Source organism: Enterobacter sp. E20, from assembly GCF_000801755.2.
Classification (GTDB): domain Bacteria; phylum Pseudomonadota; class Gammaproteobacteria; order Enterobacterales; family Enterobacteriaceae; genus Enterobacter; species Enterobacter asburiae_B.
On sequence record NZ_CP012999.1, the window covers coordinates 3,959,160 to 3,983,349 of the forward strand.

Annotated in this window: 23 protein-coding genes and 1 tRNA gene; 9 read left to right on the forward strand and 15 right to left on the reverse strand. The window is 56.6% G+C overall.

The window, feature by feature from the left end; all coding sequences use genetic code 11:
* Positions 1-30: 30 nt before the first annotated feature.
* Genes NI40_RS18380 through trmB form a run of 3 tightly spaced genes read right to left on the reverse strand, consistent with a single transcriptional unit; the run spans position 31 to position 1,849 of the window.
* Positions 31-747: a DUF2884 domain-containing protein gene (locus NI40_RS18380; RefSeq protein WP_033146612.1), complete on the reverse strand. Its 717-nt coding sequence runs from the start codon at positions 745-747 to the stop codon at positions 31-33.
* A 56-nt stretch (positions 748-803) separates the two neighbouring features.
* Positions 804-1,130: a YggL family protein gene (locus NI40_RS18385; RefSeq protein WP_014885198.1), complete on the reverse strand. Its 327-nt coding sequence runs from the start codon at positions 1,128-1,130 to the stop codon at positions 804-806.
* Positions 1,130-1,849: a tRNA (guanosine(46)-N7)-methyltransferase TrmB gene (gene trmB / locus NI40_RS18390; RefSeq protein ID WP_033146613.1), complete on the reverse strand. Its 720-nt coding sequence runs from the start codon at positions 1,847-1,849 to the stop codon at positions 1,130-1,132. The genes NI40_RS18385 and trmB overlap by 1 nt, the downstream gene beginning before the upstream one ends.
* A gap of 144 nt (positions 1,850-1,993) precedes the next feature.
* Between trmB and mutY the strand changes: the two genes are divergently transcribed.
* The 4 genes from mutY (at position 1,994) to NI40_RS18410 (ending at position 6,007) form a co-directional block, all read left to right on the forward strand.
* Positions 1,994-3,046, forward strand: coding sequence for an A/G-specific adenine glycosylase (mutY, locus tag NI40_RS18395; protein WP_176686752.1), 1,053 nt, complete (start codon positions 1,994-1,996; stop codon positions 3,044-3,046).
* Between the two features lie 26 nt (positions 3,047-3,072).
* Entirely contained in the window at positions 3,073-3,345 is a 273-nt protein-coding gene (locus NI40_RS18400; protein WP_023309138.1) for an oxidative damage protection protein, read from the forward strand.
* Positions 3,346-3,401: 56 nt separating this feature from the next.
* A complete protein-coding gene (mltC, locus tag NI40_RS18405; RefSeq protein WP_033146615.1) occupies positions 3,402-4,478 on the forward strand; it encodes a membrane-bound lytic murein transglycosylase MltC in 1,077 nt (358 codons plus the stop codon).
* Positions 4,479-4,750: 272 nt separating this feature from the next.
* The gene (locus tag NI40_RS18410) at positions 4,751-6,007 is read left to right on the forward strand and encodes a nucleoside permease (RefSeq protein ID WP_029740744.1); all 1,257 of its coding nucleotides are present in this window, start codon (positions 4,751-4,753) and stop codon (positions 6,005-6,007) included.
* A gap of 78 nt (positions 6,008-6,085) precedes the next feature.
* On the opposite strand, the gene citG is transcribed toward NI40_RS18410, so the two are convergent.
* Genes citG through NI40_RS18450 form a run of 8 tightly spaced genes read right to left on the reverse strand, consistent with a single transcriptional unit; the run spans position 6,086 to position 13,394 of the window.
* Positions 6,086-6,889, reverse strand: coding sequence for a triphosphoribosyl-dephospho-CoA synthase CitG (citG, locus tag NI40_RS18415; protein ID WP_039262960.1), 804 nt, complete (start codon positions 6,887-6,889; stop codon positions 6,086-6,088).
* On the reverse strand, positions 6,867-7,406 hold the full coding sequence (gene citX / locus NI40_RS18420) for a citrate lyase holo-[acyl-carrier protein] synthase (RefSeq protein ID WP_039262959.1): 540 nt from the start codon (positions 7,404-7,406) through the stop codon (positions 6,867-6,869). Before citX ends, citG begins: the two co-directional genes overlap by 23 nt.
* A 2-nt stretch (positions 7,407-7,408) precedes the next feature.
* On the reverse strand, positions 7,409-8,926 hold the full coding sequence (gene citF / locus NI40_RS18425) for a citrate lyase subunit alpha (protein ID WP_039262958.1): 1,518 nt from the start codon (positions 8,924-8,926) through the stop codon (positions 7,409-7,411).
* Between the two features lie 10 nt (positions 8,927-8,936).
* Positions 8,937-9,812, reverse strand: coding sequence for a citrate (pro-3S)-lyase subunit beta (gene citE / locus NI40_RS18430; RefSeq protein WP_039262957.1), 876 nt, complete (start codon positions 9,810-9,812; stop codon positions 8,937-8,939).
* Entirely contained in the window at positions 9,809-10,102 is a 294-nt protein-coding gene (gene citD / locus NI40_RS18435) for a citrate lyase acyl carrier protein (RefSeq protein WP_039262956.1), read from the reverse strand. Before citD ends, citE begins: the two co-directional genes overlap by 4 nt.
* A gap of 16 nt (positions 10,103-10,118) precedes the next feature.
* Positions 10,119-11,141: a [citrate (pro-3S)-lyase] ligase gene (gene citC / locus NI40_RS18440; protein ID WP_039262955.1), complete on the reverse strand. Its 1,023-nt coding sequence runs from the start codon at positions 11,139-11,141 to the stop codon at positions 10,119-10,121.
* A gap of 10 nt (positions 11,142-11,151) precedes the next feature.
* Positions 11,152-12,015, reverse strand: a complete 864-nt coding sequence (locus tag NI40_RS18445; protein WP_021242089.1) for a fumarylacetoacetate hydrolase family protein — start codon at positions 12,013-12,015, stop codon at positions 11,152-11,154.
* A 17-nt stretch (positions 12,016-12,032) separates the two neighbouring features.
* The gene (locus NI40_RS18450; protein ID WP_029740738.1) at positions 12,033-13,394 is read right to left on the reverse strand and encodes a 2-hydroxycarboxylate transporter family protein; all 1,362 of its coding nucleotides are present in this window, start codon (positions 13,392-13,394) and stop codon (positions 12,033-12,035) included.
* Between the two features lie 345 nt (positions 13,395-13,739).
* Between NI40_RS18450 and NI40_RS18455 the strand changes: the two genes are divergently transcribed.
* Positions 13,740-15,365: an ATP-binding protein gene (locus NI40_RS18455; RefSeq protein WP_029740737.1), complete on the forward strand. Its 1,626-nt coding sequence runs from the start codon at positions 13,740-13,742 to the stop codon at positions 15,363-15,365.
* On the forward strand, positions 15,355-16,047 hold the full coding sequence (locus tag NI40_RS18460; protein ID WP_023309148.1) for a response regulator: 693 nt from the start codon (positions 15,355-15,357) through the stop codon (positions 16,045-16,047). Before NI40_RS18455 ends, NI40_RS18460 begins: the two co-directional genes overlap by 11 nt.
* 116 nt (positions 16,048-16,163) lie before the next feature.
* On the opposite strand, the gene NI40_RS18465 is transcribed toward NI40_RS18460, so the two are convergent.
* A complete protein-coding gene (locus tag NI40_RS18465; RefSeq protein WP_039262954.1) occupies positions 16,164-18,299 on the reverse strand; it encodes an ornithine decarboxylase in 2,136 nt (711 codons plus the stop codon).
* Positions 18,300-18,480: 181 nt separating this feature from the next.
* Here NI40_RS18465 and NI40_RS18470 point away from each other — a divergent pair, with 181 nt between their 5' ends.
* A complete protein-coding gene (locus NI40_RS18470) occupies positions 18,481-19,197 on the forward strand; it encodes a DUF554 domain-containing protein (protein WP_039262953.1) in 717 nt (238 codons plus the stop codon).
* A gap of 95 nt (positions 19,198-19,292) precedes the next feature.
* A tRNA-Phe gene (locus NI40_RS18475) sits at positions 19,293-19,368 on the forward strand.
* A gap of 140 nt (positions 19,369-19,508) precedes the next feature.
* Here NI40_RS18475 and NI40_RS18480 read toward each other — a convergent pair.
* The 3 genes from NI40_RS18480 to NI40_RS18490 all read right to left on the reverse strand — a co-directional run bounded on the left by NI40_RS18480 (position 19,509) and on the right by NI40_RS18490 (position 21,074).
* On the reverse strand, positions 19,509-19,931 hold the full coding sequence (locus tag NI40_RS18480) for a hypothetical protein (RefSeq protein WP_231113502.1): 423 nt from the start codon (positions 19,929-19,931) through the stop codon (positions 19,509-19,511).
* A gap of 166 nt (positions 19,932-20,097) precedes the next feature.
* Positions 20,098-20,391: a DUF1493 family protein gene (locus NI40_RS18485; RefSeq protein WP_231113503.1), complete on the reverse strand. Its 294-nt coding sequence runs from the start codon at positions 20,389-20,391 to the stop codon at positions 20,098-20,100.
* Positions 20,392-20,522: 131 nt separating this feature from the next.
* Complete coding sequence (locus NI40_RS18490) at positions 20,523-21,074, reverse strand: helix-turn-helix domain-containing protein (RefSeq protein WP_045142895.1); 552 nt, start codon at positions 21,072-21,074, stop codon at positions 20,523-20,525.
* Positions 21,075-21,746: 672 nt separating this feature from the next.
* Here NI40_RS18490 and pgaA point away from each other — a divergent pair.
* On the forward strand, positions 21,747-24,185 hold the full coding sequence (gene pgaA / locus NI40_RS18495; RefSeq protein WP_039262950.1) for a poly-beta-1,6 N-acetyl-D-glucosamine export porin PgaA: 2,439 nt from the start codon (positions 21,747-21,749) through the stop codon (positions 24,183-24,185).
* Positions 24,186-24,190 lie beyond the last annotated feature (5 nt).

Consider the following 24,190-nt stretch of genomic DNA (forward strand, 5'->3'; position numbering starts at 1 on the left):
CCGGGGTGAGGGGCCCAGCGCGCAGAGATCTTACTTAAGCGTCCCCACCAGCGCCTTCCGGCTATCTTCCAGCGACACCACGCGTTTACACACGTCTTTGCCGAACTGCTGGAAATCATCTTCCTGGTTCTTCCACTCGTTCTGAATGGAGGTCTGCAAGCCGCCCAGGCTGCCCAGCACGCCCTGCAGCGGATTACCGCCGCCCTTCAGCACGGCTTTCGCACCCATCTCGTTGATGCTGTCCTGCAGGATGCCGCCCATCGCCTGATTCACCAGCTGCTGCCCGTCAGCGCGGACCTGATCGATCGCCTTGTAGTGGAACGTCAGGCCGTCAGTGCGCGTCTCGATAATGCGGTTCATCTGCTCTTTAAGCTGCTTGTCCAGCTTCGTCAGGCGGGTGCGCATATTGCTGCTCTCACCCACCTCTTTGGTGATGATCTTATCCAGCGCGACGCGGCTTTTCTCAACGCGGGTCAGCGCGCCTTCATTAATCCATGGCAGCGCGGTACGCAAATCGGCCTGATAGTCTTTCGCCTGCTCACGCTGTGCGGCAGTCAGGTTGTACTGCTTGCCGTTAAAGGTGACATTCCCCTGCGGCGTAATCACCAGATTGCCGTTCTCGCCTTTGACCTGCACGGTTTGCGGGCTTAACACCACGTCATCACGCGGGGTGACGCTACATTGATAATCCGCATGGGCGGTGAATCCGGTTGCCATCAAAGCAACAGCCAGCAACGTTTTGCGCATCTTAAACACTCCCTCAGACAAAATGGGCCAGCTAATGCTGGCCCCTTACTGCTTTATTAGTCCCACCAAACGTCGAAAAGTTCGCTGACGCGGACATCTTCGAGCTTGTGGTCTTCAAGCCATTTACGTACCAGGGCCTGATGTTCTTCAGTGCATTTACCCACTTCCTGGGTGCAGATCAGACCTTCCCAGGCCAGATAGCCGCTACCGTCGAAGGCCAGCTTGTTTGGCTCAATCACGTCATTGATGAACGCATCCACGTCCTGATCGATCTGTTCTACACTGGTGCCTTCCGGGAAACGCCACGCAACGGAGAAGCCCACTTCCTGGAATTCTTCGATGTGCATCTTTTTACGCAGACGACGGCTACGATTCTTTGCCATTATTTCACCCTCTCGAACATTAAGTCCCATACACCGTGACCAAGACGATGGCCACGCTGTTCAAATTTCGTTACCGGACGCGATTCCGGACGCGGTACATAGTCGTTACTCTCAGACTGGTTTTTATACCCGTCCAGCGACGACATCACCTCCAGCATATGTTCCGCATACGGTTCCCAGTCGGTCGCCATATGGAAGACACCACCCAGCTTCAGCTTACTTTTCACCAGCTCGGCAAACGGCGCCTGAACGATACGGCGTTTATTATGACGTGCTTTGTGCCACGGGTCAGGGAAAAAGAGCTGAACCATGGTTAAAGAATTGTCAGGAATCATTTTATGCAGCACTTCCACCGCGTCGTGACACATCACGCGCAGGTTCTCAACGCCCTCTTCATGGGCCGTTGCCAGGCATGCACCCACGCCCGGAGAGTGGACTTCGATACCGAGGAAGTTCTGCTCCGGTCGCGCTTTCGCCATGGCCACCAGCGAGGTGCCCATACCAAACCCGATCTCCAGCGTGACGGGTGCTTCGCGGCCGAACAGTTCGGTAAAGTCCAGAGGCTGCTCGCTGAACTCAACGCCCATCACCGGCCAGTAGTTGTCCAGCGCATGTTGCTGCCCTTTTGTCAGGCGGCCCTGACGGCGGACAAAGCTGCGAATACGGCGCAGCGGGCGACCGTTTTCATCAAATTCCGGTGAAATGACGTCGTTTTTCATAAAAGAGTTGTCTGCTTGTGAGAATGTTCGGGAAACGGGCATTATCCAAAGTTAAGGCTTCTATGCAAGCATGGGAAAGATCCGGTTTACAGCAGATTGACGCTGTGCTGCAATCTGCGTCCCTGATTATGCGAATCGATGACCATGCAAGCCTCTCAATTTTCAGCCCAGGTGCTGGACTGGTACGACAAATACGGGCGTAAAACCCTGCCCTGGCAAATTGAAAAAACGCCTTACAAAGTATGGCTCTCCGAGGTGATGTTGCAACAAACGCAGGTCGCCACGGTGATCCCTTACTTCGAGCGTTTTATGGCGCGCTTCCCGACGGTGGCCGATCTGGCAAACGCGCCATTAGACGAAGTGCTGCACCTGTGGACAGGCCTGGGCTATTACGCCCGCGCGCGTAATCTTCACAAGGCCGCGCAGCAGGTCGCGACGCGCCATAACGGTAAATTCCCGGAAACCTTTGACGAGGTGGCCGATCTTCCCGGCGTCGGACGTTCAACCGCAGGCGCCATTCTCTCCCTGTCTTTAGGCAAGCATTTCCCGATCCTCGACGGCAACGTGAAGCGCGTGCTGGCACGCTGCTATGCCGTCGACGGCTGGCCGGGGAAGAAGGACGTCGAAAAACGCCTTTGGGAAATAAGTGAAGCGGTCACCCCGGCCAACGGCGTCGAGCGTTTCAACCAGGCGATGATGGATCTCGGCGCGTTGGTCTGCACGCGCTCAAAACCGAAATGCGAACTCTGCCCGGTGAATAATCTCTGCGTGGCGTATGCCAACCATTCATGGGCGCAATATCCGGGTAAGAAACCCAAACAGACGCTGCCGGAGCGCACCGGCTATATGCTGCTGATGCAGCACGGCGACGAGGTCTTCCTCGCCCAGCGTCCACCGAGCGGTCTGTGGGGTGGTCTATACTGCTTTCCACAGTTTGAAGATGAAGATTTGCTGCGTGAATGGCTTAAACAGCGCGGGATTGCTGCCGATAACCTGACGCAGCTGACCGCGTTTCGCCATACGTTCAGCCATTTCCACCTGGATATTGTACCCATGTGGCTTCCCGTGTCGTCATTTGCCTCGTGCATGGATGAAGGCACCGCTCTCTGGTATAACTTAGCGCAACCGCCATCAGTCGGACTGGCGGCTCCCGTGGAGCGCCTGTTACAGCAATTACGTGCCGGTGCAATGGTTTAGCATCGACAAGAAAAAGAGGAATGAGTATGGCCAGAACGATTTTTTGTACTTTCCTGCAGCGTGACGCTGAAGGCCAGGATTTCCAGCTTTATCCGGGCGACCTGGGTAAACGCATCTACAATGAAATCTCCAAAGAAGCCTGGGGACAGTGGCAGAAAAAGCAGACCATGCTGATCAACGAGAAAAAACTCAGCATGATGAACCCGGAACACCGCAAGCTGCTGGAGCAGGAGATGGTGAGCTTCCTGTTCGAAGGTAAAGACGTGCACATCGAAGGCTATACGCCACCGGAAAAATAACAGCGTGCGGGGGAAACCCCGCCGTTAAAGCAAACACAACACGCACTCCCGGAATGATGAAAAAACTTTTAGCGCTAGCCCTTGTTGCGCCGTTGCTTGTCTCGTGCTCGTCAAAAAAAGGCGAAGATTACAACGAAGCCTGGATCAAGGACACCAACGGTTTTGACATTTTGATGGGGCAGTTTGCCCACAACATCGAGAACATATGGGGATTTAACGAAGTTCTTATTGCCGGACCTAAGGACTACGTTAAGTACACCGACGCCTATCAGACCCGTAGCCACATCAACTTTGATGAGGGTACGATCACGATTGAGACCATCGCAGGCACCGACCCTGCGGCACGACTGCGTCAGGCGATCGTCAAAACCCTGCTGATGGGTGACGATCCGGGTTCTATCGATCTCTACTCCGATGCCGACGATATCACTATCTCGAAAGAGCCGTTCCTGTACGGCCAGGTCGTCGATCAGACCGGTCAGCCGATCCGCTGGGAAGGTCGCGCCACGAAATTTGCCGACTACCTGCTGCAGACGCGCCTGAAAAGCCGCTCTAACGGTCTGAAGATTATCTACAGCGTCACCATCAACCTCGTCCCGAACCACCTCGACAAACGTGCGCATAAGTACATTGGGATGGTGCGTCAGGCCTCGCGCAAGTACGGCGTGGATGAGTCGCTGATTCTGGCGATTATGCAGACCGAATCCTCGTTTAACCCATACGCGGTGAGCCGTTCCGACGCCCTGGGGCTGATGCAGGTTGTGCAGCACAGCGCCGGTAAAGACGTCTTCCGCGCGCAGGGGAAATCCGGCACGCCGAGCCGCAGCTATCTTTTCGATCCGCAGAGCAACATTGATACCGGCACGGCCTATCTGGCGATGCTGAACAATGTGTACCTGGGCGGAATTGATAACCCTACGTCGCGCCGCTATGCGGTGATCACCGCCTATAACGGCGGCGCGGGCAGCGTGCTGCGCGTCTTCTCGAATGACAAAGTGCAGGCCGCGAACATCATCAACAGCATGGCGCCGGGGGATGTCTACTCTACCCTCACCACTCGTCACCCGTCTGCGGAATCCCGTCGCTATCTGTATAAGGTGAATACGGCGCAGAAGAACTACCGTCGCCGGTGATCGGCACACCTTCTCCCCTCTGGGAGAAGGTGTTCTGTTTCCCCTCTCCCTGTGGGAGAGGGTCAGGGTGAGGGCATCAGGCCGCACCTATCCAACCCCACCCATACGAAAATGTTATTTGCATCACAATCCAAACTGCAAATTAATGTGGATTGCATTTTTTTGCGGGAGGTAACAAAACATATTGTTGCCAACTGATAGAATTGCATCAAATAACAACCCTGAATGTTCCCAAAACAACATATATCCCGCTCACTTGTGAGGAAAGTAACATGAACCTTAAGCTGCAGCTTAAAATATTGTCGTTTCTGCAGTTCTGCCTGTGGGGTAGCTGGCTGACCACACTCGGCTCCTATATGTTTGTGACGCTCAAGTTCGATGGTGCGTCAATCGGTGCCGTATACAGCTCGCTCGGTATTGCGGCTGTCTTCATGCCAACGCTGCTGGGCATCGTGGCGGATAAATGGTTGAGTGCGAAATGGCTTTACATGCTTTGCCATCTGGTGGGCGCGGGGACGCTGTTTATGGCAGCCCAGGTGACCACGCCGGGGGCGATGTTCATGGTGATCCTGCTTAACTCGCTGGCCTATATGCCAACGCTTGGCTTGATCAACACCATCTCCTACTACCGCCTGAAATCCGCGGATTTGGATATCGTGACCGATTTCCCGCCAATCCGTATCTGGGGTACCATCGGCTTTATCATGGCGATGTGGGGCGTGAGCTTCGCAGGCTTCGAACTGAGCCATATGCAGCTCTATATCGGTGCGGCGCTTTCCGTGGTGCTGGCGATCTTCACCCTGACGCTGCCAACCATTCCGGTTTCTAACCAGCAGAAAAACCAGAGCTGGAGCACCATGCTCGGCCTGGACGCGTTCGCGCTGTTTAAAAACAAACGCATGGCGATCTTCTTTATCTTCTCCATGCTGCTGGGCGCAGAGCTGCAGATCACCAACATGTTCGGCAACACCTTCCTGCACAGCTTCGATAACAACCCGCTGTTCTCCGGCAGCTTTATCGTTGAACATGCGTCGGTGATGATGTCCATCTCTCAGATCTCTGAGACGCTGTTCATCCTGACCATCCCGTTCTTCCTGAGCCGCTACGGCATCAAAAACGTCATGCTGATCAGTATCGCGGCATGGATGTTGCGCTTCGGCCTGTTCGCCTACGGCGACCCGAGCGCGTTTGGTACCGTGCTGCTGGTGCTGTCGATGATTGTTTACGGCTGCGCCTTCGACTTCTTCAACATCTCTGGTTCGGTGTTTGTGGAAAAAGAGGTGAAGCCTGAAATCCGCGCCAGCGCGCAGGGTATGTTCCTGATGATGACCAACGGCTTCGGCTGTATTCTGGGCGGCGTGGTAAGCGGTAAAGTCGTTGAGATGTACACCACCAACGGCATCACCAACTGGCAGCCTGTGTGGCTGATCTTCGCGGCATACTCGCTGGTGCTGTTCTTCGCGTTCATCGCGCTGTTCAAGTACAAGCACGTACGTGAACCGCACGGTGCGCAGCCGATCGCGCATTGATTGTTGTGCCCGGTGGCGCTGCGCTTACCGGGCCTACAAACCAGACCGTAGGCCGGGTAAGGCGAAGCCGCCACCCGGCTATTTTATTGCAGAGAGCACCCACCCCACTGACAGTAAATCCGCGCTGCCGCCCGGGCTCAGATTGCGTTCAATCAATGCCTTATCCATCTTAAGCAGCGCCTCGCGATCCCAGCCACTCGCCAGTAATTCCCGCGCGTATCCCTGAACGTAGCGTAGCCCTTCAATGCCGCCGCGTGAGACGAGATTACTGTCCTGATTAACCGCCATCAGGCGCAACAGCAGACCGTGAAGCGACAGTCCGCTCCACTGCGCCAGCGCCTTACGCGCCGTCGCAAAGCCGCTTTCCGCCTCACCGCGCGCGCCGGTTAAGCCGTACAGCTGAAACTGCCGCTCGCCCGCCGTCTTCTGCCCGCCGCGCGCGGCCAGCTCCCGCGACACTAGCCCGCTGCAGATGTTACTCACCTCACAGCAGAGGCTATCTGCGGAGATATTTTTCACACGTCCGGCAGCGAAGCACAGTAAACCCAGGGCAAAAATCCCGCCCTTGTGGGTGTTCACTCCGTTCGTCGCGGCGTACATCGCCTGCTCGCAGGCCATCCCCATCGGGCGGATAATGCGAAGCTGTGCGTCAGCGGATTTATCCGCATGTGCGTTACCGAGTTCGGCAAAGCGCGAAAACCACGGCGTTATCGCCGCAATGCTGCGGACGAACAGCGCGTGGTCCATATCGCGATGGGAACCGTTATTGAGCTTGTCCACCAGCCCCGGCTTGGGCGTCAGCTCCAGCTCCTGCCATAGCGCCGCCTCCGCAAGCGCGGGCACGTCAACCGGGCGCGGTTTAGTCGCGAGCAAACCAGTCATCGATCGTCTTCTCCACGCGGGAAACCACCTGCTCAACGGGGTGATTGCGCGAACGGGAACAAGCATGAGCGGGTTCGTCGCAGATCAGGCAGCGTCTGAGATTCGCCCCCAGCGACTGGCGCCCGACGTGGCCGTGCTGAGGACAGATCACGTCCAGATCCCACAGCCTGCCGAGCGGGTGCGTCTGCTCCAGATCCGCGCAGTGCGCTTTGATTTCCACCGCGGGATGGGCCACGCACCACAGGGCTTCTGGCCCGGTCGGGAGCCACAGCACCTGACGGTCCAGCACCTGCCAGCGGTTTTCCCACAGCAGCTGGTCGCACATTTGCAGCGCCACGCCCATGGTATTGCGATAGCGCAGGCTGTCTTTGATTTCCCCTGGCGTGACCAGCGTGAGGGAAATCACCGGTTGTTGATAGTGCTCAAGCATGTCAGCCTGGCGCGCTGCGCGGCGCTCTTTCGCCGCCAGCAGTTCCTCCAGGCTGACACCCGCCCGCACGGGTGTCGCTATTGTCATAACTACTCCTTTACCTGTCGTACGGTGTCGATCACGCTGCCGTCGCGGTAGCGGATCACCCCGACGATTTTGTCGGTAAATTCAATCGGTTTCGGTACGCCCGTCAGGGAAATCGCCCGCTCGTAAAGCGCGCTGATATCCACAACTTTGAGCCCGGCTTCCAGCAGCTGCTCGCGGATCTCCGGGCGCGCCGGGTTGACCGCAATGCCGTGGTCGGTGACCAGCACATCGATGCTCTCGCCCGGCGTGAGGCGCGTGGTGACGCGCTTCACGACCGTTGGAATGCGGCTGCGCAGCAGCGGCGCGACGACGATGGTCAGGTTTGCCGCGGCGGCCACGTCGCAGTGTCCGCCGGACGCCCCGCGCATCACCCCGTCGGAGCCGGTGATAACGTTGACGTTGAAATCAACGTCGATTTCCAGCGCGCTGAGGATCACCACGTCGAGCTGGTCGCAGCTTGCCGCCTTGCTGCCAGGGTTGGCGTAGACGTTGGTGGAGATCTCCACGTGGTTCGGGTTGCGCGCCAGCGAGGCCGCCGCCTGGCCGTCAAAGCACTGGGTATCGAGCAGCTTTTCGATGAGTCCCTTCTCGTGTAAATCCACCAGGCTGCCGGTGATGCCGCCGAGCGCAAAGCGCGCCTTTACGCCGCTGCGCTCCATCTTCTCTTCCATAAAGCGCGTGCAGGCGGTCGCCGCCGCGCCGGAGCCGGTCTGCATCGAGAAGCCCGGTTTGAAGTAGCCGGAGTGTTCAATGACGTCCGCCGCATAGCGGGCAATCATCAGCTCGCGCGGGTTGCTGGTGACGCGCGCCGCACCGACGCTGATTTTCGCCGGGTCGCCCACGCTTTCAACCTGCACGATGTAGTCCACCTGGTCCTGCACCAGGCTGGCGGGCATATTCGGAAACGGCACCAGTTCTTCAGTCAGCAGCACTACCTTGCGGGCAAAGTGCGCGTCCACCATCGCGTAGCCCAGGGACCCGCAGCACGATTTACCATGCGTGCCGTTGGCGTTGCCAAACTCATCGCTGCACGGCACGCCGAGAAACGCTACGTCGATATTCAGCTCGCCGTCCTGAAGCAGCTTCACGCGCCCGCCGTGGGAATGAATTTGCACCGGCTCGTCCATCAGCCCGTGGGAGATGGCATCCGCCAGCCTGCCGCGCATGCCCGAGGTGTAAATCCGGGTGATGACGCCGCTTTCAATATGCTCGATCAGCGCGTCGTTACAGGTCATCAGCGAGCTGGAGGCCAGCGTCAGGTTTTTGAAGCCCATTCGCGCCAGCAGCGCCACGACGGTGTTGATCACCCGGTCGCCTTCGCGAAACGCGTGGTGGAAGGAGATGGTCATCCCGTCCTGCAGGCCGCAACGCTTAACCGCCTCTTCAACAGAGGCGCAGAGCTTGCGGCTGTGCTTCGCGTCGCTGTCCGCCAGCCACGGCGTGGCGCTGTGGGCGGTATCAAAGGGTTTTAAGTCCCGCAGATGGGGGAAGTTCACGTGAAGAAGTTCTGTCTGATTCATTATTTTATCCTTACCGACGCACGCCGGAGGCCGCCGCGCGCTCCAGCACCACCTGCGCGTGGTTAATAATCGGTGCATCCACCATTTTGCCGTTGAGCGACACCACGCCCAGGCCGTTACGCTCGCCCTCTTCTGCCGCCTCAATCACCCTTTTGGCGTGATCCACCTCTTCCTGAGTCGGGGCGTAGGCGTTGTGCAGCATGTCAATCTGGCGCGGGTTAATCAGCGATTTTCCGTTAAAGCCCATCTTGCGGATCAGATCGACCTCGCGCAGGAACCCGGCCTCGTCGTTAACGTCTGACCACACCACGTCGAAGGCGTCGATGCCCGCCGCGCGGGCGGCGTGCAGCACGGCACAGCGGGCGTAGAACAGCTCGGTGCCGTCGCCGCGCTCGGTCTGCATGTCCATCACGTAGTCAAAGGCGGCCAGCGCAATCCCGATGAGGCGCGGAGAGCTGCGGGCAATCGCCACGGCGTTGATGACGCCAATGGCCGATTCAATCGCCGCCATCACGCGGGTGGAGCCGATCTCGCGGCCGCACTCGCGTTCGATACGCTCAAGGTGGCCTTCCAGCTCGTAGATATCGTCCGGGGTGTCGGTTTTCGGCAGGCGGATCACGTCCACGCCGGCCCGCACGGCGGCCTCCAGATCCAGCAGGCCAAACGGCGTGCTGAGCGGGTTAATACGCACCACGGTTTCGATATCCTGATACATCGGGTGCTGAAGCGCGTGGAACACCAGCATGCGCGCGGTATCCTTCTCGCGCAGGGCGACGGCGTCCTCAAGATCAAACATGATGGAGTCGGGACGATAGATAAAAGCGGTTGAGAGCATGGCGGCGTTGGCGCCCGGCAGGAACAGCATACTGCGGCGGAGTTTGCTCATTTCAGCGCCCCCCAGTTGATGGCCTGTTCATCGGCGGCACGCATCAGCGCGCTTTGCAGGCGGGCGCGGATCACACAGTCCAGCGCCCCTTTGTCTTCAATAATAATTAATCCCTGGTGCACGTTCATGGTGCGCAACGTGTCGTTGACCACCTGGCGAATTTGCTCGCCAAACTGCTTAATCACTTCACTGTGGATGACTATCTCCAGCTCGCCGTGAGCGGGAGCGATTTTCACCATCAGGTCGCTGGACTCCTGCGTTCCGGCCAGCGCCTCCCTTACAATTTTCATGATAAATTCCTGGTAGTTAAGCGACTTCCGCACTCGCACGGTAATGCGTTTCGAGATGCGCGAAGGTGGAGTCCGGGACAATCTCCCGGATCCGGGAAAACTGCTGTGTCTTCAGTAAGCGGCGCACTTCGGACGCTGAAATAGCGTTGCCGGTGGCCTTGATGCGCGGCATTTCCACCACCTCGATATGCGAGGCCAGCAGGTCGTGCAGCGTCTGGTTGTACTGGCGGGTGATATCGCAAAACGGCTCCGAGCCGATGAAGCGGTGCGTAATGCCGAGCGCCGGGGCGATGAAGTCCCGGAAGATCAGCACGTCGATCTCGCTCCACGCCTGCTGCACTTTGCCGGTCTCCTTCAGGAAGTAGGCAGGGAAGGTGGCGCGGGAGATGATGTACTGCGAGCCTTCATGCACCACCACGTTCGGCAGATGCGCCACGCCCGCGCGCACCATCTCGAGGCGCGCGCTGAACGGGAAGAACGAGGCGTCTTCACGCACCACGAACAGGTGCAGGGCATCGCACCGCTGCGCCGCCTGCTCCACCAGATGGCGGTGGCCGAGGGTGAACGGATTGGCGTTCATCACTATCGCGCCAACGTTCTCCCCGCACTTGCGCTTCGCGCGCAGGGAACGGCAGTAGCGTTCGATCCCCTGCGGGGTGTTCTCCATCAGCACCGCGTTGTTCCCGCTCTGGGCAATCGGCCAGAAGCCGCTGCGGGCAAAGCGCTCCCGGTTGCACGGACGGGTGCAGAGGAAGAGATGAAAATGGCCGCACTCCAGCGCCGCATTTTCCACCTCTGCCAGCAGCCGCGCGCTGAGGTTCTCGCCGCGAAGCTGCTCGTTGACCGCCACGCATTTGATGACGTTGGCAGCAAGCCCTGCGCAACCCACCAGCTGCGGGCCGGACCAGGCTTCGACAAACAGCGTGATGTCGTTGTCCAGGCCAAGGCCGCTGTCTGCCAGCAGGTAGCGGATCTGGCTTAAGCGTTCCGGGTGTTTCGCCACGAGGGTGTGGCGAAAATCGATGGGTTGACTGTTCATGCCGCCTTACTCAGTGTGCCGCCGCAAGCCCGACGGCCGGCGCTTCCACGATCACGTTGCTCAGATGACCGATATGCTCGATCTCCACCTCAATGCGATCCCCTTCCTTCATAAACAGCGGCGGATTGCGCTTTTTACCCACTCCGCCTGGGGATCCGGTGATGATCACATCGCCCGGGCTGAGGCGGGTGAAGGTGCTGATGTACTCGATCAGCTCCGCCACCTTGTGGATCATGCTGCTGGTGTTGTCTTCCTGCACCATGCGGCCGTTCAGCCAGGTGCGGATCGCAAGCTGGTGCGGATCCGGGATCTCATCCGCCGTCGCCATCCACGGCCCAAACGCGCCGGTTTTGCGCCAGTTTTTACCGGCGGTAAACCAGGTGTGCTGCCAGTCGCGGGCGGAGCCGTCCATGTAGCAGCTGTAGCCCGCCACGTGGCGCAGGGCGTCATCGCGGCTGATGTTCTCCCCACCTTTGCCGATGATCACCGCCAGCTCGCCTTCATAGTCGAATTCACTTGAATGGCGCGGCTTCAGCACCGGCTCGTTGTGGCCGGTCTGTGAATCCGGGAAGCGGACAAACAGCGTCGGGGCCGGGTTATGCTGGTCAAACTCCTTGCGCTTGTCGGCATAGTTCATGCCCACGCAGAGGATTTTTTCCGGCTGCTCGATCACCGGTAAGAAGGTGATGGCGCTCATCGGCACGTCCACGGCGTCGTTCAGGTAACGGGTGGCCTGCGCCAGCCCGTTGCCCTGCAGCAGCGCTTTAAGGTCGCTGTAGCGGTCGCCGAGACGGCGGCCTAAATCAATCACGCCGTCGGCCTGGACGATGCCGTAGCTGCGTTTTCCCTGGTATAAAAAGCTTGCGAGTTTCATTGTTCTTTCCTGAAAACTTAAACGAGGAAGTTGCCCAGAATCAGCAGTGAGACAGAGACGTTAATCGCCCCGCCGATACGGGTAGCAATCTGGGCGAACGGCATCAGGCTCATGCGGTTGCCTGCGGTCAGGATCGCCACGTCGCCGGTACCGCCCTGGCCGCTCTGGCAGCAGGAGACGATGGCGACATCAATCGGGTGCATACCAATCTTTTTGCCGACGAAGAAGCCGGTCGCCACCAGTGCGGAAACGGTGCTGACAATCACCAGCAGGTTGCTGACGGTGAACGCCGCCACCAGTTCATGCCACGGGGTGATAGCCACGCCGACGGCGAAGAGGATTGGATAGGTCACGGAGGTCTGGAAGAATTTGTACACCACCTGAGAGCCTTCCAGCAGGCGCGGAGAGGCGCCGTTGCAGAGTTTCACCAGGACCGCCATAAACAGCATGCCAACTGGTGCAGGCAGGCCAATCAGCTTGTGGCCGAGCATGCCCAGCATGTAGAGCAGCACCGCCAGCAGCGCGCCGGAGGCAATAGTGGTGACGTCCGCTTTGCCGGAAAACGCAGGCTGAGAGACCGTGGCATCGGCATTCGCGCGGTTAGGCATCAGCTGACCTTCACCGGTCAGGTGCGGGAAGCGTTTACCGAGCTGGTTCAGGCAGCCGGAGATGATGATTGCCGTCAGACCGCCGAGCATCACCATCGGCAGCACGCGGCCGAGCGCCACGCCCTGGTCCATGTGCAGCAGGGTGGCATAGCCGATGGAAAGCGGGATCGCCCCTTCCCCGACGCCGCCCGCCATAATCGGCAGAATGATAAAGAAGAAGATCTGGAACGGCTCAAGACCCAGCGCCAGGCCCACGCCCATCCCCACCAGCATGCCGACGATTTCACCGCACAGCATCGGAAAGAAGATGCGCAGGAAGCCCTGAATCAGCACCGTGCGGTTCATGCTCATGATGCTGCCGACGATAATGCAGCAGATGTAGAGATAGAGAATGTTGGTGGATTTGTAGAACTTGGTGGTGGACTCGACCACCACGTCCGGCAGCAGGCCATAATAGACCAGCGCGGAAGGGATAAAGGTGGCGCAAATCGCCGCCGCGCCGAGCTTGCCGACAATCGGCAGGCGTTTGCCAAACTCGCCGCAGGCAAAGCCGAAGAAGGCCAGCGTTGCCACCATGACCACGATATCGCTCGGCAGTTTTCCGCCCAGGCAATCAATCGCAATCAGTGCGCCCGCCAGAACGAACAGCGGCAGAGGAATAATCCCAACTTTCCAGGTATCCATAATATGCCACCAGCGCTCTTTGAGCGAAGGCCGCTGAATTTCAATCGGGTCGTGGGTAACAGAGAAAGAATCGTCAGTTGTGCTCATAATAAGCCCCTTGGTTATTTTGTGCGTTCAGCTTAGAGTCACAAAGGCTTACTTTATGTGAGGGATGGCATATTAAAAGCGAAGTTTTAATGGCAGCTATGGTTTTAATGGTTTCATTTATTTAATGTGATTTATACCTTATTTATTGCCGTGGTTTTTATGGTTTCTTTTCCGAATCGAACAAACAAATAACATTTGTTCGCGCAGCCCGAAGTACGTTCGCCTTCAGCATAACTCTTTTACAGCGCCCGCTGTGCAAGGGATCACAAGTTTTCGGCAAAGCGGGCGTCAGCGCGAAAAAAGATGATATATTGGCGATCTTTGCTGCTACCTCGCGTGATAGTTATGAAAGTTTCTTTCCAGATTAAGCTGTTTATTTCGCTGGTTGCCTTTTTCTCGGTGCTTTTCGCGCTGCTGGGCGGATATTATTATGCCGACGTCGGGAAACAGCTTTATCAGGAAATGAGTACGCGTGCCAAAATACAGGCTGAAGAGATTGCGCTTATTCCGACATTGCGTAATGAAGTTGAACAAAAGAATATCAATGCCATCCATGATTTTATGCAGAAGATTTCTGCGCACAGTGACGCCAGCTTTATTGTGATTGGTGATAATAAGGGGCAGCATCTTTTTCACTCCGTCTTTGCCGACAGAGTGGGCACAACCCTGGTTGGCGGAGACAATGAAGCCGTATTGCAGGGTAAAAGCACCACCACCATTCGCAAAGGCGGGCTGGGCATTTCGCTGCGCAGTAAAGCCCCCATCTTCAACGCCGCCGGACAGGTGGTCGGCATTGTTTCGGTAGGCTATCTGACCAGCTACCTTGATACCATTACCGTCAGCAAAGTGGTCAATATCCTGATTGCCGCCGTGCTGCTGCTGATCGCTCTCTTTATCTTCTCCTGGTTCTTTACCCGCAGCATCAAGAAGCAGATCTTCTCCCTTGAGCCGCGCGAGATCGGCCTGCTGGTGCGCCAGCAGAAGGCGATGATGGAGTCTATTTATGAAGGCGTGATTGCCATTGACGATCGGCGGCGGATTGAAGTCATCAACCAGGCGGCGCGCAAGCTGCTGGGCCTGAGCCAGCCGGCCCGCGAGCTGCGCGGACAGCTGATAAGCCAGGTGATCGATCCGGTCCCGTTCTTCGACACGCAGACGATGCTGGCGAAAGATACCCATGACGAGATTTGTCGTTTTAACGATCTCACGGTGATTGCCAGCCGGGTGCACATTATGCTTGAGGGGTCGCTGCAGGGCTGGGTGATCACCTTCCGCGATCGCAACGAGATCGACTCGCTGAGCGCCCAGCTCAGCCAGGTAAAACGCTATGTCGATAACCTGCGCATTATGCGCCACGAGCAGTTAAACAGGATGACCACCCTCTCCGGCCTGCTGCACATGGGCCGCTATGAGGAAGCCATTGGCTACATTCAGGCGCAGTCGGAACATGCCCAGGAGCTGCTGGACTTTATCTCTTCGCGCTTCAGTTCCCCGACCCTGTGTGGCCTGCTGCTGGGGAAAGCCGCCCGCGCGCGGGAGAAAGGCGTAGAGCTGTGTTTCGATCCAGGCTGTCGGCTGGACAGACCGTTCCTGCCCCTTGGGGAGCAAGAGCTGATTTCGATTATTGGCAACCTGCTGGATAACGCCATCGAAGCAACACAGCGGTCGCCGCTTCCCCACGCGCCGGTAGAAGTGCTGATAAAGCTCAGCGAACAGGAGCTGATTATTGAAGTCGCCGACCAGGGCGTTGGCATTACACCGGAGATGCGTGACCGGATCTTTGAACGCGGCATCACCACCAAAACGCGCGGCGATCATGGGATTGGCCTGTATCTGATCGAAAGCTACGTCACACAGGCTGGCGGCGCGATAGAAGTTGCCGATAATACCCCGCGCGGCGCCATTTTCTCCTTGTTTATCCCGGCCACGGGAACCGCCCGGCAACTGGAAGACACCGACTATGCAACATGAACTTATCGACGTACTGATTGTTGAAGACGAGAACGAACTGGCGCAACTGCACGCGGAGCTGATAGGCAAACATCCGCGTCTGAGGCTGGTAGGCATTGCCTCGTCGCTGGCTGCGGCCCAGGCAGAGCTTGAAAGCAAACAGCCGCAGCTGATGCTGCTGGATAACTACCTGCCGGACGGCAAAGGCATCTCGCTTATCAATAACCCCATGCTGGCCCGCGCCAACTGCTCGGTGATTTTTATTACAGCCGCCAGCGATATGGACACCTGCAGCCAGGCGATTCGCAACGGCGCGTTCGACTACATCCTCAAACCCGTCTCCTGGAAGCGGCTCAGCCAGTCGCTGGAGCGGTTTGTGCAGTTTGCGGAACAGCAGCGCGTGTGGAAGATTGTCGACCAGCAGAACGTGGATTCGCTGTATCAGCTCCAGGCGAAAAACTACCGCCTGGACAACGGCAGTAAAGGCATTGAGGAAAATACTCTGGCGCGTGTGCAGACGCTGTTCAACGACAAGGCAACGCACTGCTTTACCGTGGATGAGGTGGTGAGCGAAACCGGATTAAGCAAAACCACCACCCGGCGCTATCTGGAGCACTGCGTGGAGGCGGGTTTTCTGACGGTGGAGATGCTGTACGGCAAGATTGGGCATCCGAGGAGGATGTACAAGCGTAGTGCGGTTTGATGAAACGTTCCCCCTCACCCCGGCCCTCTCCCCAAAGGGGCGAGGGTGAAAAGACGGCCCCGTACAATCCCCTCTCCCCTTTGGGGAGAGGGTTAGGGGGAGGGCAACAGCCCGCACTATCTCAATACATACCCATACAGCCGCTTAATCCCGTCGGCATCCTTCTCGCTGTAAACCCCCTGCAGCTCCGGCGAGAAGCCCGGCAGCAGGTTGATGCCCTCCTCCAGCGCGAGGAAGTAACGCTGTACCGCCCCGCCCCAGACCTCACCCGGCACCACGCACAGCACGCCCGGCGGATAGGGCAGCGCCCCTTCGGCAGCAATGCGCCCTGCGGCATCACGTATGCGAACCAGCTCCACGTCACCGCGAATATAGGCCCGGTTCGCATCCTGCGGGTTCATCACTACCTCAGGCAGGCTCTCCTTGCGGAACATCGCCTTCTGCAGATCCTTCACGTCAAAGCTGACGTAGAGATCGTGCATCTCCTGACACAGCTGGCGGAGGGTATAATCCCGGTAGCGCACCGGGTATTTCTGGAAAATCGTCGGCAGCACGTCCGCCAGCGGCGTGTCGTCTTCAATATGCTGTTCGAACTGGCCCAGCATCGCCACCAGCTGCGCCAGCTTCTCGCTGCTTTCGGCAGGCGTCAGCAGGAACAGGATCGAATTGAGGTCGCATTTCTCCGGCACGATGCCGTTTTCGCGCAGGTAGTGCGCCAGAATCGTCGCCGGGATCCCGAAATCCGTGTACTCCCCGGTTTCAGCATCGATACCCGGCGTGGTCAGCAGGAGCTTGCACGGGTCGACAAAGTACTGCTCGCGGGCATAGCCCTCAAAGCCGTGCCATTTGGCCCCCGGCTCAAAGCTGAAGAAGCGCAGCTCGCTGGCGATGGCGTGCGTCGGATGATCCTGCCACGGCCGCCCCGCCACCACCGGTGGGATAAACGGTTTGATCATATGGCAATTCGCAATGATCGCCTTGCGCGCTTCAATCCCCAGCTCGACGCACTCCGCCCACAGCCTGCGTCCGCTTTCACCTTCGTGGATCTTGGCATTCACATCCAGCGCTGCGAACAGCGGATAAAACGGGCTGGTGGAGGCATGCAGCATAAACGCGTTGTTCAGCCGCTTGTGCGGGCAGAAACGCGCCTGACCGCGAATGTGGTTATCCTTTTTATGGATCTGCGACGTTTGCGAGAACCCGGCCTGTTGTTTATGCACCGACTGGGTCACGAAAATCCCCGGATCGTTCTCGTTCAATTCCAGCAAGAGCGGGGACGTTTCCGCCATCATCGGAATAAACTGCTCGTAGCCCACCCATGCGGAGTCAAAGAGGATGTAGTCGCACAGATGACCGATCTTGTCGATCACCTGGCGGGCGTTGTAGATCGTCCCGTCGTAGGTGCCAAGCTGAATGATCGCCAGGCGGAACGGACGCGCCTCGTCGGCCTTTTCCGGCGCCGCTTCACGGATAAGATCCCGCAGATAGGCATCGTCAAAGCAGTGGTCGTCAATCCCGCCAATAAAGCCAAACGGGTTACGCGCCGCCTCAAGATAAACCGGCGTGGCGCCCGCCTGGATCAGCGCCCCGTGGTGGTTAGATTTGTGGTTATTGCGGTCGAACAGCACCAGGTCGCCGCGGGTCAGCAGCGCGTTGGTCACCACCTTGTTTGCCGCAGACGTGCCGTTCAGCACGAAGTAGGTTTTGTCCGCATTGAACACTTTTGCCGCGAACTTTTGCGCGTGCTTGGCGGACCCTTCGTGGATCAGCAGATCGCCCAGCTTCACGTCGGCGTTGCACATGTCGGCGCGAAACACGTTTTCACCGAAGAAATCATAGAACTGTCGCCCTGCCGGGTGTTTTTTGAAAAATGCCCCGTGCTGGTGGCCCGGACAGGCGAAAGTGCTGTTGCCCATCTCCACATACTGACACAGGGTGTCAAAAAAGGGCGGCAGCAGGTTCTCTTCGTAGCGACTGGCAGCGCTCTCCAGTTCCAGAAACTCCTGAGCTTTACCCGAGATAACCGCGGTGGCGCCATCGGGTACGTCCGTAGGCTCCTGCGAGAAAATAAACACCGGTAAATGAAATCCCGTGCGTTTCAGCAGTGCAAGAATGCCGCTGCGACTTTCAGCTGTTGTGATGACGACGGCCGCCACATCGGTAAAATCAGTGCTGTCCAGCGTCACCTTTTCGCGGTGAGTAGACACAGTGGAAAGCAGCTCGCGGCTGACGGCAATTTTCATGGTTTTCATAGGCGCAGTTACCCTCACCGGGCGGTGAGACAGGGAGGAGAAAATTCGCGCAATAATGTCACCTTTTATTTTGAGGTGCAAGAAGGAATCAGTATGCACGAAATCAACCAAAGCTAAGGCCCGCGCAGCCCTGCCGTGTCATAATAATGCAATATCAATGATTAAATAACAGGAGTTAACTTTGGTTATCGGGCCATTTATTAACGCAGGCGCCGTATTGCTGGGCGGCGTACTCGGCGCCGTGCTGAGCCAGCGGTTGCCGGAGCGTATTCGCACCTCCATGCCCTCAATATTCGGCCTGGCATCGTTAGGGATCGGTATTCTTCTCGTGATCAAATGCGCCAACCTGCCGGTGATGGTGCTGGCCACCCTGCTCGGCGCGCTGATTGGCGAGTTCTGCTATCTGGAAAAAGGCATCAACAGCGCGGTGAGTAAAGCCAAAAACCTGATTGCCCGACCGGGCGGCAAGGCGAAACACGGTACGCACGAGTCGTTTATTCAAAACTATGTCGCCATCATCATTCTGTTTTGCGCCAGCGGCACCGGGATTTTCGGTTCGATGCAGGAGGGGATGACGGGCGACCCAGGCATTTTGATTGCGAAGGCATTTCTTGATTTCTTTACGGCCACTATTTTTGCCACCACGCTCGGCGTTGCCGTTGCCGCGATTTCCGTGCCGATGCTGCTTATTCAGCTGGCACTCGCGAACTGCGCCACGTTGATTCTCCCGCTCACCACGCCGGCGATGATGGCAGACTTTACCGCCGTCGGCGGCCTGCTGCTGTTGGCGACCGGGCTGCGCATCTGTGGGATTAAGATGTTTGCCGTGGTGAACATGCTGCCCGCACTGCTGCTCGCCATGCCGCTCTCCGCGCTCTGGACGCACTTTTTCGCTTAAGGATGCGGCGAAATGGTGAGAGATTGCGCAGTCTGTAACGAAAACAACATTTTTCGTTGACGCCACGGGGCAGATCGGGTTTAATGCGCCCCGTTGCCCGGATAGCTCAGTCGGTAGAGCAGGGGATTGAAAATCCCCGTGTCCTTGGTTCGATTCCGAGTCCGGGCACCACTATTTAGAAAACCCAGCCTATGGCTGGGTTTTTGCTATATGGCTACGGCCGATTTCTGGGCGCTGATAAGCGTGGCTTTAATGCAGGCACGCTTACGCTAATAGCCCGGTAAGTTAATACAGGCGGTGGCTCTTTTTTATCACTTAATTTTGCCGGATAAATTGCTGACCTGATTTGAAAGGTTGTCGTTGCTCCGCTTCATGTCATCAAGGCTTTTTTGCAATCGCTCGATCTTACTCTCCTGCTCAGAATTCTTTCTCTCAAGCTGTAAAACCTTCTGAGTTAGCTCATCGACTTTGCGGTTGTCGGACTTCATCTTACTCAGGCTATTCTGCATCTCCTGTAGATCCGACTCCCTGAAATCAGAAGGCTCGATTTCATCTGCATCAGAAATTACCGGGATATATCCTCCATTAGCGCTGCTGGGTTTGATACTAACCTGAACTTTATTTAGCCCCGCAGAGTGCGCGTAACCTATTGAAGAAAAATAAAAAAAAGAAACAACACACAGACCAGACAGATATTTATTCATTTCTAACGTCCTTTTAAATTTTTCAATCACTTCCAGGAGTCTCCTTCTGGTATCACCCGCTCAGGATAAAACACATGGCTTAGCCACTGGCAGTTCATAAACGGGGTTAAAGAGCAGAAGATACTATTCGTTTTTCATTATAATACGCGTTTCCTCTCCCCCAAAATCCAACCGCCACCCGATCATTTTCTGCCACCTAACATCCGCCGGTAGATAGCGGTTTGTACTGCCGATCGCGGAATTTTTTTCTGAGCCGAAACTGAAACCAAAACAGCTCCGGTTCAAAATAATGGTCCATCACAAAGTTGCTGTACTCAATTCCGTACCGGGGGAAAAGGTCAAGCAGCATGTCCTCAAGATCTTCAGGTATGAGATTGAAATGCTCCTGGAAGGTCCATTCTTTCTTTGCCGGAGATTTACGGTCACTGTAATTCTCAGTGAGGTAATCTAACAATTCTTGCTCATCATGTAGCATCAGAAAAATTTCCAACCAGTCTCTTCAACCGTGTCCATTACATCGTCCTTTCACTTGTTTTGAGCCAGAGTAAATCCATAGCTAAAACAAGGATGTCGTCACCGTCCAGTTTTCTTAAAACTCAGAATACCGCCCGCAAGTCAGTTCTATGCTTTTGGTTTCTCCCCACCCCAGGGATCGTTCCCACCTGCGTCCAGCAGTTTGTTTTTAAAGATAAACAAACACGCCTCGTTGAAGTTCTCCGCCCCCAGGCGTTCCGAGAGCGCCGTTCGTTTGCGATAGAGGCTTTTCACCGACGTATTCAGCTCATCGGCAATGGCTTCCATCGACATCCCTGCCCTCAGCAACCGCAGCATGATCGCTTCGTGCGTGCTAAGCCGTAAATTAAGCAGCCACTTCGTGGTCAGGCGCCTGCCCTTCATATTGAGCACCAGGTTAAATAACGACGCCATATCCGGCGCAGTCAGCGACGTGTTCATAAATAACTTCATACTGAGCAGATTCTCCTCGCGGTGTCGCATATCGAGCATAACGCAGCAGATTGTTTTTTTCGTTCTGGCCGGATGGCGTATCAGGTAATCATATAAACGGAGCGGAGAACGACTATCAATCAATACAGAATATTCATCTGCACCGTTATCAAATATGTTTCTGTCAATCGAGTCGAGCAGGATAATATCCGGGAAAAATATCCGCATCCCCCTGACAAGGTAGCGATCCTGAGTCACTAAAACAATTGAAGTTGCCACTAACCATCCCTTTTAGATTAAAGCAAGCACGATCCCTCGCAAAGAAGGCCGCCTTCGTTTTATAGCGCTGTTATATTAACGATAAATGTATTCCGGCTTTGGACATCCCTCAATACAGACATTGATGAGTAAGACTTCCTATAGACTATCATTCAATGGCTGCCATTAATTATAAATAAAAAACAATCGCAGAAAAGTCACTTCTCTAAACATTAAGAATTTTTGTCATGAAACTTCCCAAACATGCACCAGAAAGTACTTTAATTGAGGCAGGTAAACCACATTAAAAATATATACAAAGCTGTCACAATATAAATAAAACACCAATATATCAATAGTTTACAAATAAACAATCATTTCAATAAAACCGCCAAAAACCACTCGATACAGAATTATCTCAAAACAACACAGCCCCATTTCAACATATTTATCCGGCAACATATCAGGTGTACATTAGCTTTCACCCAGTCCACTGAGATAAGGATCCATAATTACCTTTAGGTAAGTACCCCGTAACATCACTGCATTCAGATTTAATGTTCTCATTTATGGCCTTTAACCCTGAGTTTAAAGGCGGCCGTGTTATGCAATGGATTCATGATAAACAAATGGCAAATAGATATGGAAAGATCGCTTCGCTTCAATACGTTATTCTTTTATCGCGCCCCAACATTATTGTTTCTGTTATTCCTCTTTCCTGTTCTGGCTCAGGCGACTGAATCCGTTTATGAGCAACAGATTCAACAGGCGCGTAACGGTAATTACTCGCCGTTTCTCGATTATCTTCAGCGTTATCAGCAGCAGCATGCCCTGACGCCAGAACACGTTGCGGACTGGTTACAGGTTGCGTCCTGGGCAGGTCATGATGACGAGGTTATTCAGGTCTGGCAGCGTTACGGTATTTATATGCCGCTGCCCGCCCGCGGCGTTGCTGCCGTCGCGCAATCCTGGCGGAATAAAAAAGCCTGGCAGCCAGCCCTGGCGCGCTGGAAAGAGGCGCGTAGCCTTGCGCCGGATAACGACGAGTATCGTATCGGCTACATAAAAACTCTCGCCGATGCCCGCATGGACGCGCTTGCCCTGCAGGAAGCCCAACGGCTGGTAGCGGAAAATCCCTCTCAGGCACATCTTGAGACGCTCTCGTATGTCTGGTTACGCCAGGGAAAAAGCTGGGATCGGCTTCTGGCAGACACGCGCGCGCTGAATATCGCGCCTGAGAATAAAGCGCTCCTCAGCGAGCTGATCGACGCGCTAACGGATAGCCGGGTGAACACCCCCGCGCTCCAGCTTTCACAAAGCGTCACGCTGTCCCCCGCGGAGCATCGCCGTCTTGAGCGTAATGCCGCCGCCGAACGGGTTCGCCTTGCCGATGTGCCCGGCAGAACAGAAAAGGAGCGCCTGCAGCTTGCGCAATCCACGCTGAATCGTTACGACGCTCTGCTTTCCCGCTGGCAAAAAGATCCGCAGGCGGCGGAAGACGTCGTTCTGGCGCGTATAGACAGGCTTGGCGCGCTGTATGCGCATGGTGATTACCCGCAGGTCATCCGTGAATATCAGGCGCTGACGGCTGAGCAGCATCCGATGCCGGGCTGGGCCATCGGCTGGGTGATTTCCGCGTATCTGCAGGAGCAAAACGCGGCCGCCGCCTTCTCGCTTCTGCAACGCTATCCGCAATACGCTTCCGATCCGCAGGACGAGGAGCACGCGCTTTTCTACGCCTGGCTGGATACGGGACAGTATCAGTCCGCCCGCCGATATGCTGAGCGCCAGACCCGCAACGTCCCGTGGACCCGCTACGATTTCGGCTCCCCAACCCCTCAGCCGAACGATCGATGGCTTACCGGACAGTCGCTCCGCTTTAACTATTTGCTGGCGACGAATGCCCTGCCGGAAGCCGAAACGCTGGCGCACCGTCTGGCGACAACGGCGCCGGGCAATCAGGGATTACAGATTGACTACGCCACCCTGCTTCAGGCGCGGGGCCTGCCGCGTGCGGCCGAGCAAACGCTGAAAAAGGCGGAGGCGCTGGAGCCGTCCAATACAGAGCTAGAGCAACAGCAGGCTTACGTCGCGATGGATCTACAGGAGTGGCGACAGATGGATTTACTGGCCGACGACGTGCTGGCTCGCGCGCCCAACGATCGCAGCGCCAGGCGTCTCGACAGGCTCCGAACGGTCCACCACATGTCCGAGCTGCGCCTCAACGCAAGCAAGGGCTTGCACTCCGATAGCCCCGTCAGCGGGACGCACGACCTGAGCTGGGACGCCACGCTCTATGGCCCACCCGTAGCGGACAGCTGGCGGCTGTTTGCAGGCACCCGCTACGCGCAGAGTAATTTCGATGAAGGCAAAGGCACCAGCCGTCACCTTTTGGGCGGCGTCGAGTGGCGACCACGCGACCTCCAGCTCGAAGCCGAGCTTTCCAGCAACCGCTATCACGGCGAAAACAAGCCGGGCGCTCGCCTCGCAACAACGTACTTTGTGAACGATAGCTGGCAGGTCAGCGGCAGCCTGGAACGCCTGTCGCGCACTACGCCCCTTCGGGCGTTACGCACCGGTATTAGCGCCAACCGGGGTGAAGGCGGGGTGCGCTGGTATCAAAACGAGCGGCGTGAGTACCAGTTCAGCGCCGCCCTCAGCCGCTTCTCCGATCATAACCGCCGCCAGGAATATACCCTCACGGGCAAGGAGCGTCTCTGGCAGACCCCGTCCCTGACGCTGGATCTCGAGCCGGGGATCGCCGCCAGTAAAAACAGCCTGCGCGACACGCTCTACTACAACCCGGCGCGGGATCTGTCCGTGACGGCGGCCCTGGCCGTTGACCATGAAATGGTCCGCCATTACGACACCCTCTGGAGCCAGCAGTTCGTGGCGGGAGGCGGCAGCTACTGGCAGAAAAATCAATCCGCTGGCGCCATCGCCCTGCTGGGTTACGGACAGCGCGTCCAGTGGAACAACGTCATTGATACCGGCGTGATGCTGAACTGGGACAAGCGCCCTTACGACGGCAAACGCGAGAGCAATCTCTCCGTCACGTTTGACGCGACTTTACGCTTTTAAGGATG

What these genes read in the sequence shown, in the direction of transcription:
- NI40_RS18380 (WP_033146612.1), bottom strand. Translation starts at nt 747, where the DNA reads ATGCGCAAAACGTTGCTGGCTGTTGCTTTGATGGCAACCGGATTCACC.
- NI40_RS18385 (WP_014885198.1), bottom strand. Translation starts at nt 1,130, where the DNA reads ATGGCAAAGAATCGTAGCCGTCGTCTGCGTAAAAAGATGCACATCGAA.
- trmB (WP_033146613.1), bottom strand. Translation starts at nt 1,849, where the DNA reads ATGAAAAACGACGTCATTTCACCGGAATTTGATGAAAACGGTCGCCCG.
- mutY (WP_176686752.1), top strand. Translation starts at nt 1,994, where the DNA reads ATGCAAGCCTCTCAATTTTCAGCCCAGGTGCTGGACTGGTACGACAAA.
- NI40_RS18400 (WP_023309138.1), top strand. Translation starts at nt 3,073, where the DNA reads ATGGCCAGAACGATTTTTTGTACTTTCCTGCAGCGTGACGCTGAAGGC.
- mltC (WP_033146615.1), top strand. Translation starts at nt 3,402, where the DNA reads ATGAAAAAACTTTTAGCGCTAGCCCTTGTTGCGCCGTTGCTTGTCTCG.
- NI40_RS18410 (WP_029740744.1), top strand. Translation starts at nt 4,751, where the DNA reads ATGAACCTTAAGCTGCAGCTTAAAATATTGTCGTTTCTGCAGTTCTGC.
- citG (WP_039262960.1), bottom strand. Translation starts at nt 6,889, where the DNA reads ATGACTGGTTTGCTCGCGACTAAACCGCGCCCGGTTGACGTGCCCGCG.
- citX (WP_039262959.1), bottom strand. Translation starts at nt 7,406, where the DNA reads ATGACAATAGCGACACCCGTGCGGGCGGGTGTCAGCCTGGAGGAACTG.
- citF (WP_039262958.1), bottom strand. Translation starts at nt 8,926, where the DNA reads ATGAATCAGACAGAACTTCTTCACGTGAACTTCCCCCATCTGCGGGAC.
- citE (WP_039262957.1), bottom strand. Translation starts at nt 9,812, where the DNA reads ATGAGCAAACTCCGCCGCAGTATGCTGTTCCTGCCGGGCGCCAACGCC.
- citD (WP_039262956.1), bottom strand. Translation starts at nt 10,102, where the DNA reads ATGAAAATTGTAAGGGAGGCGCTGGCCGGAACGCAGGAGTCCAGCGAC.
- citC (WP_039262955.1), bottom strand. Translation starts at nt 11,141, where the DNA reads ATGAACAGTCAACCCATCGATTTTCGCCACACCCTCGTGGCGAAACAC.
- NI40_RS18445 (WP_021242089.1), bottom strand. Translation starts at nt 12,015, where the DNA reads ATGAAACTCGCAAGCTTTTTATACCAGGGAAAACGCAGCTACGGCATC.
- NI40_RS18450 (WP_029740738.1), bottom strand. Translation starts at nt 13,394, where the DNA reads ATGAGCACAACTGACGATTCTTTCTCTGTTACCCACGACCCGATTGAA.
- NI40_RS18455 (WP_029740737.1), top strand. Translation starts at nt 13,740, where the DNA reads ATGAAAGTTTCTTTCCAGATTAAGCTGTTTATTTCGCTGGTTGCCTTT.
- NI40_RS18460 (WP_023309148.1), top strand. Translation starts at nt 15,355, where the DNA reads ATGCAACATGAACTTATCGACGTACTGATTGTTGAAGACGAGAACGAA.
- NI40_RS18465 (WP_039262954.1), bottom strand. Translation starts at nt 18,299, where the DNA reads ATGAAAACCATGAAAATTGCCGTCAGCCGCGAGCTGCTTTCCACTGTG.
- NI40_RS18490 (WP_045142895.1), bottom strand. Translation starts at nt 21,074, where the DNA reads ATGCGGATATTTTTCCCGGATATTATCCTGCTCGACTCGATTGACAGA.
- pgaA (WP_039262950.1), top strand. Translation starts at nt 21,747, where the DNA reads ATGGAAAGATCGCTTCGCTTCAATACGTTATTCTTTTATCGCGCCCCA.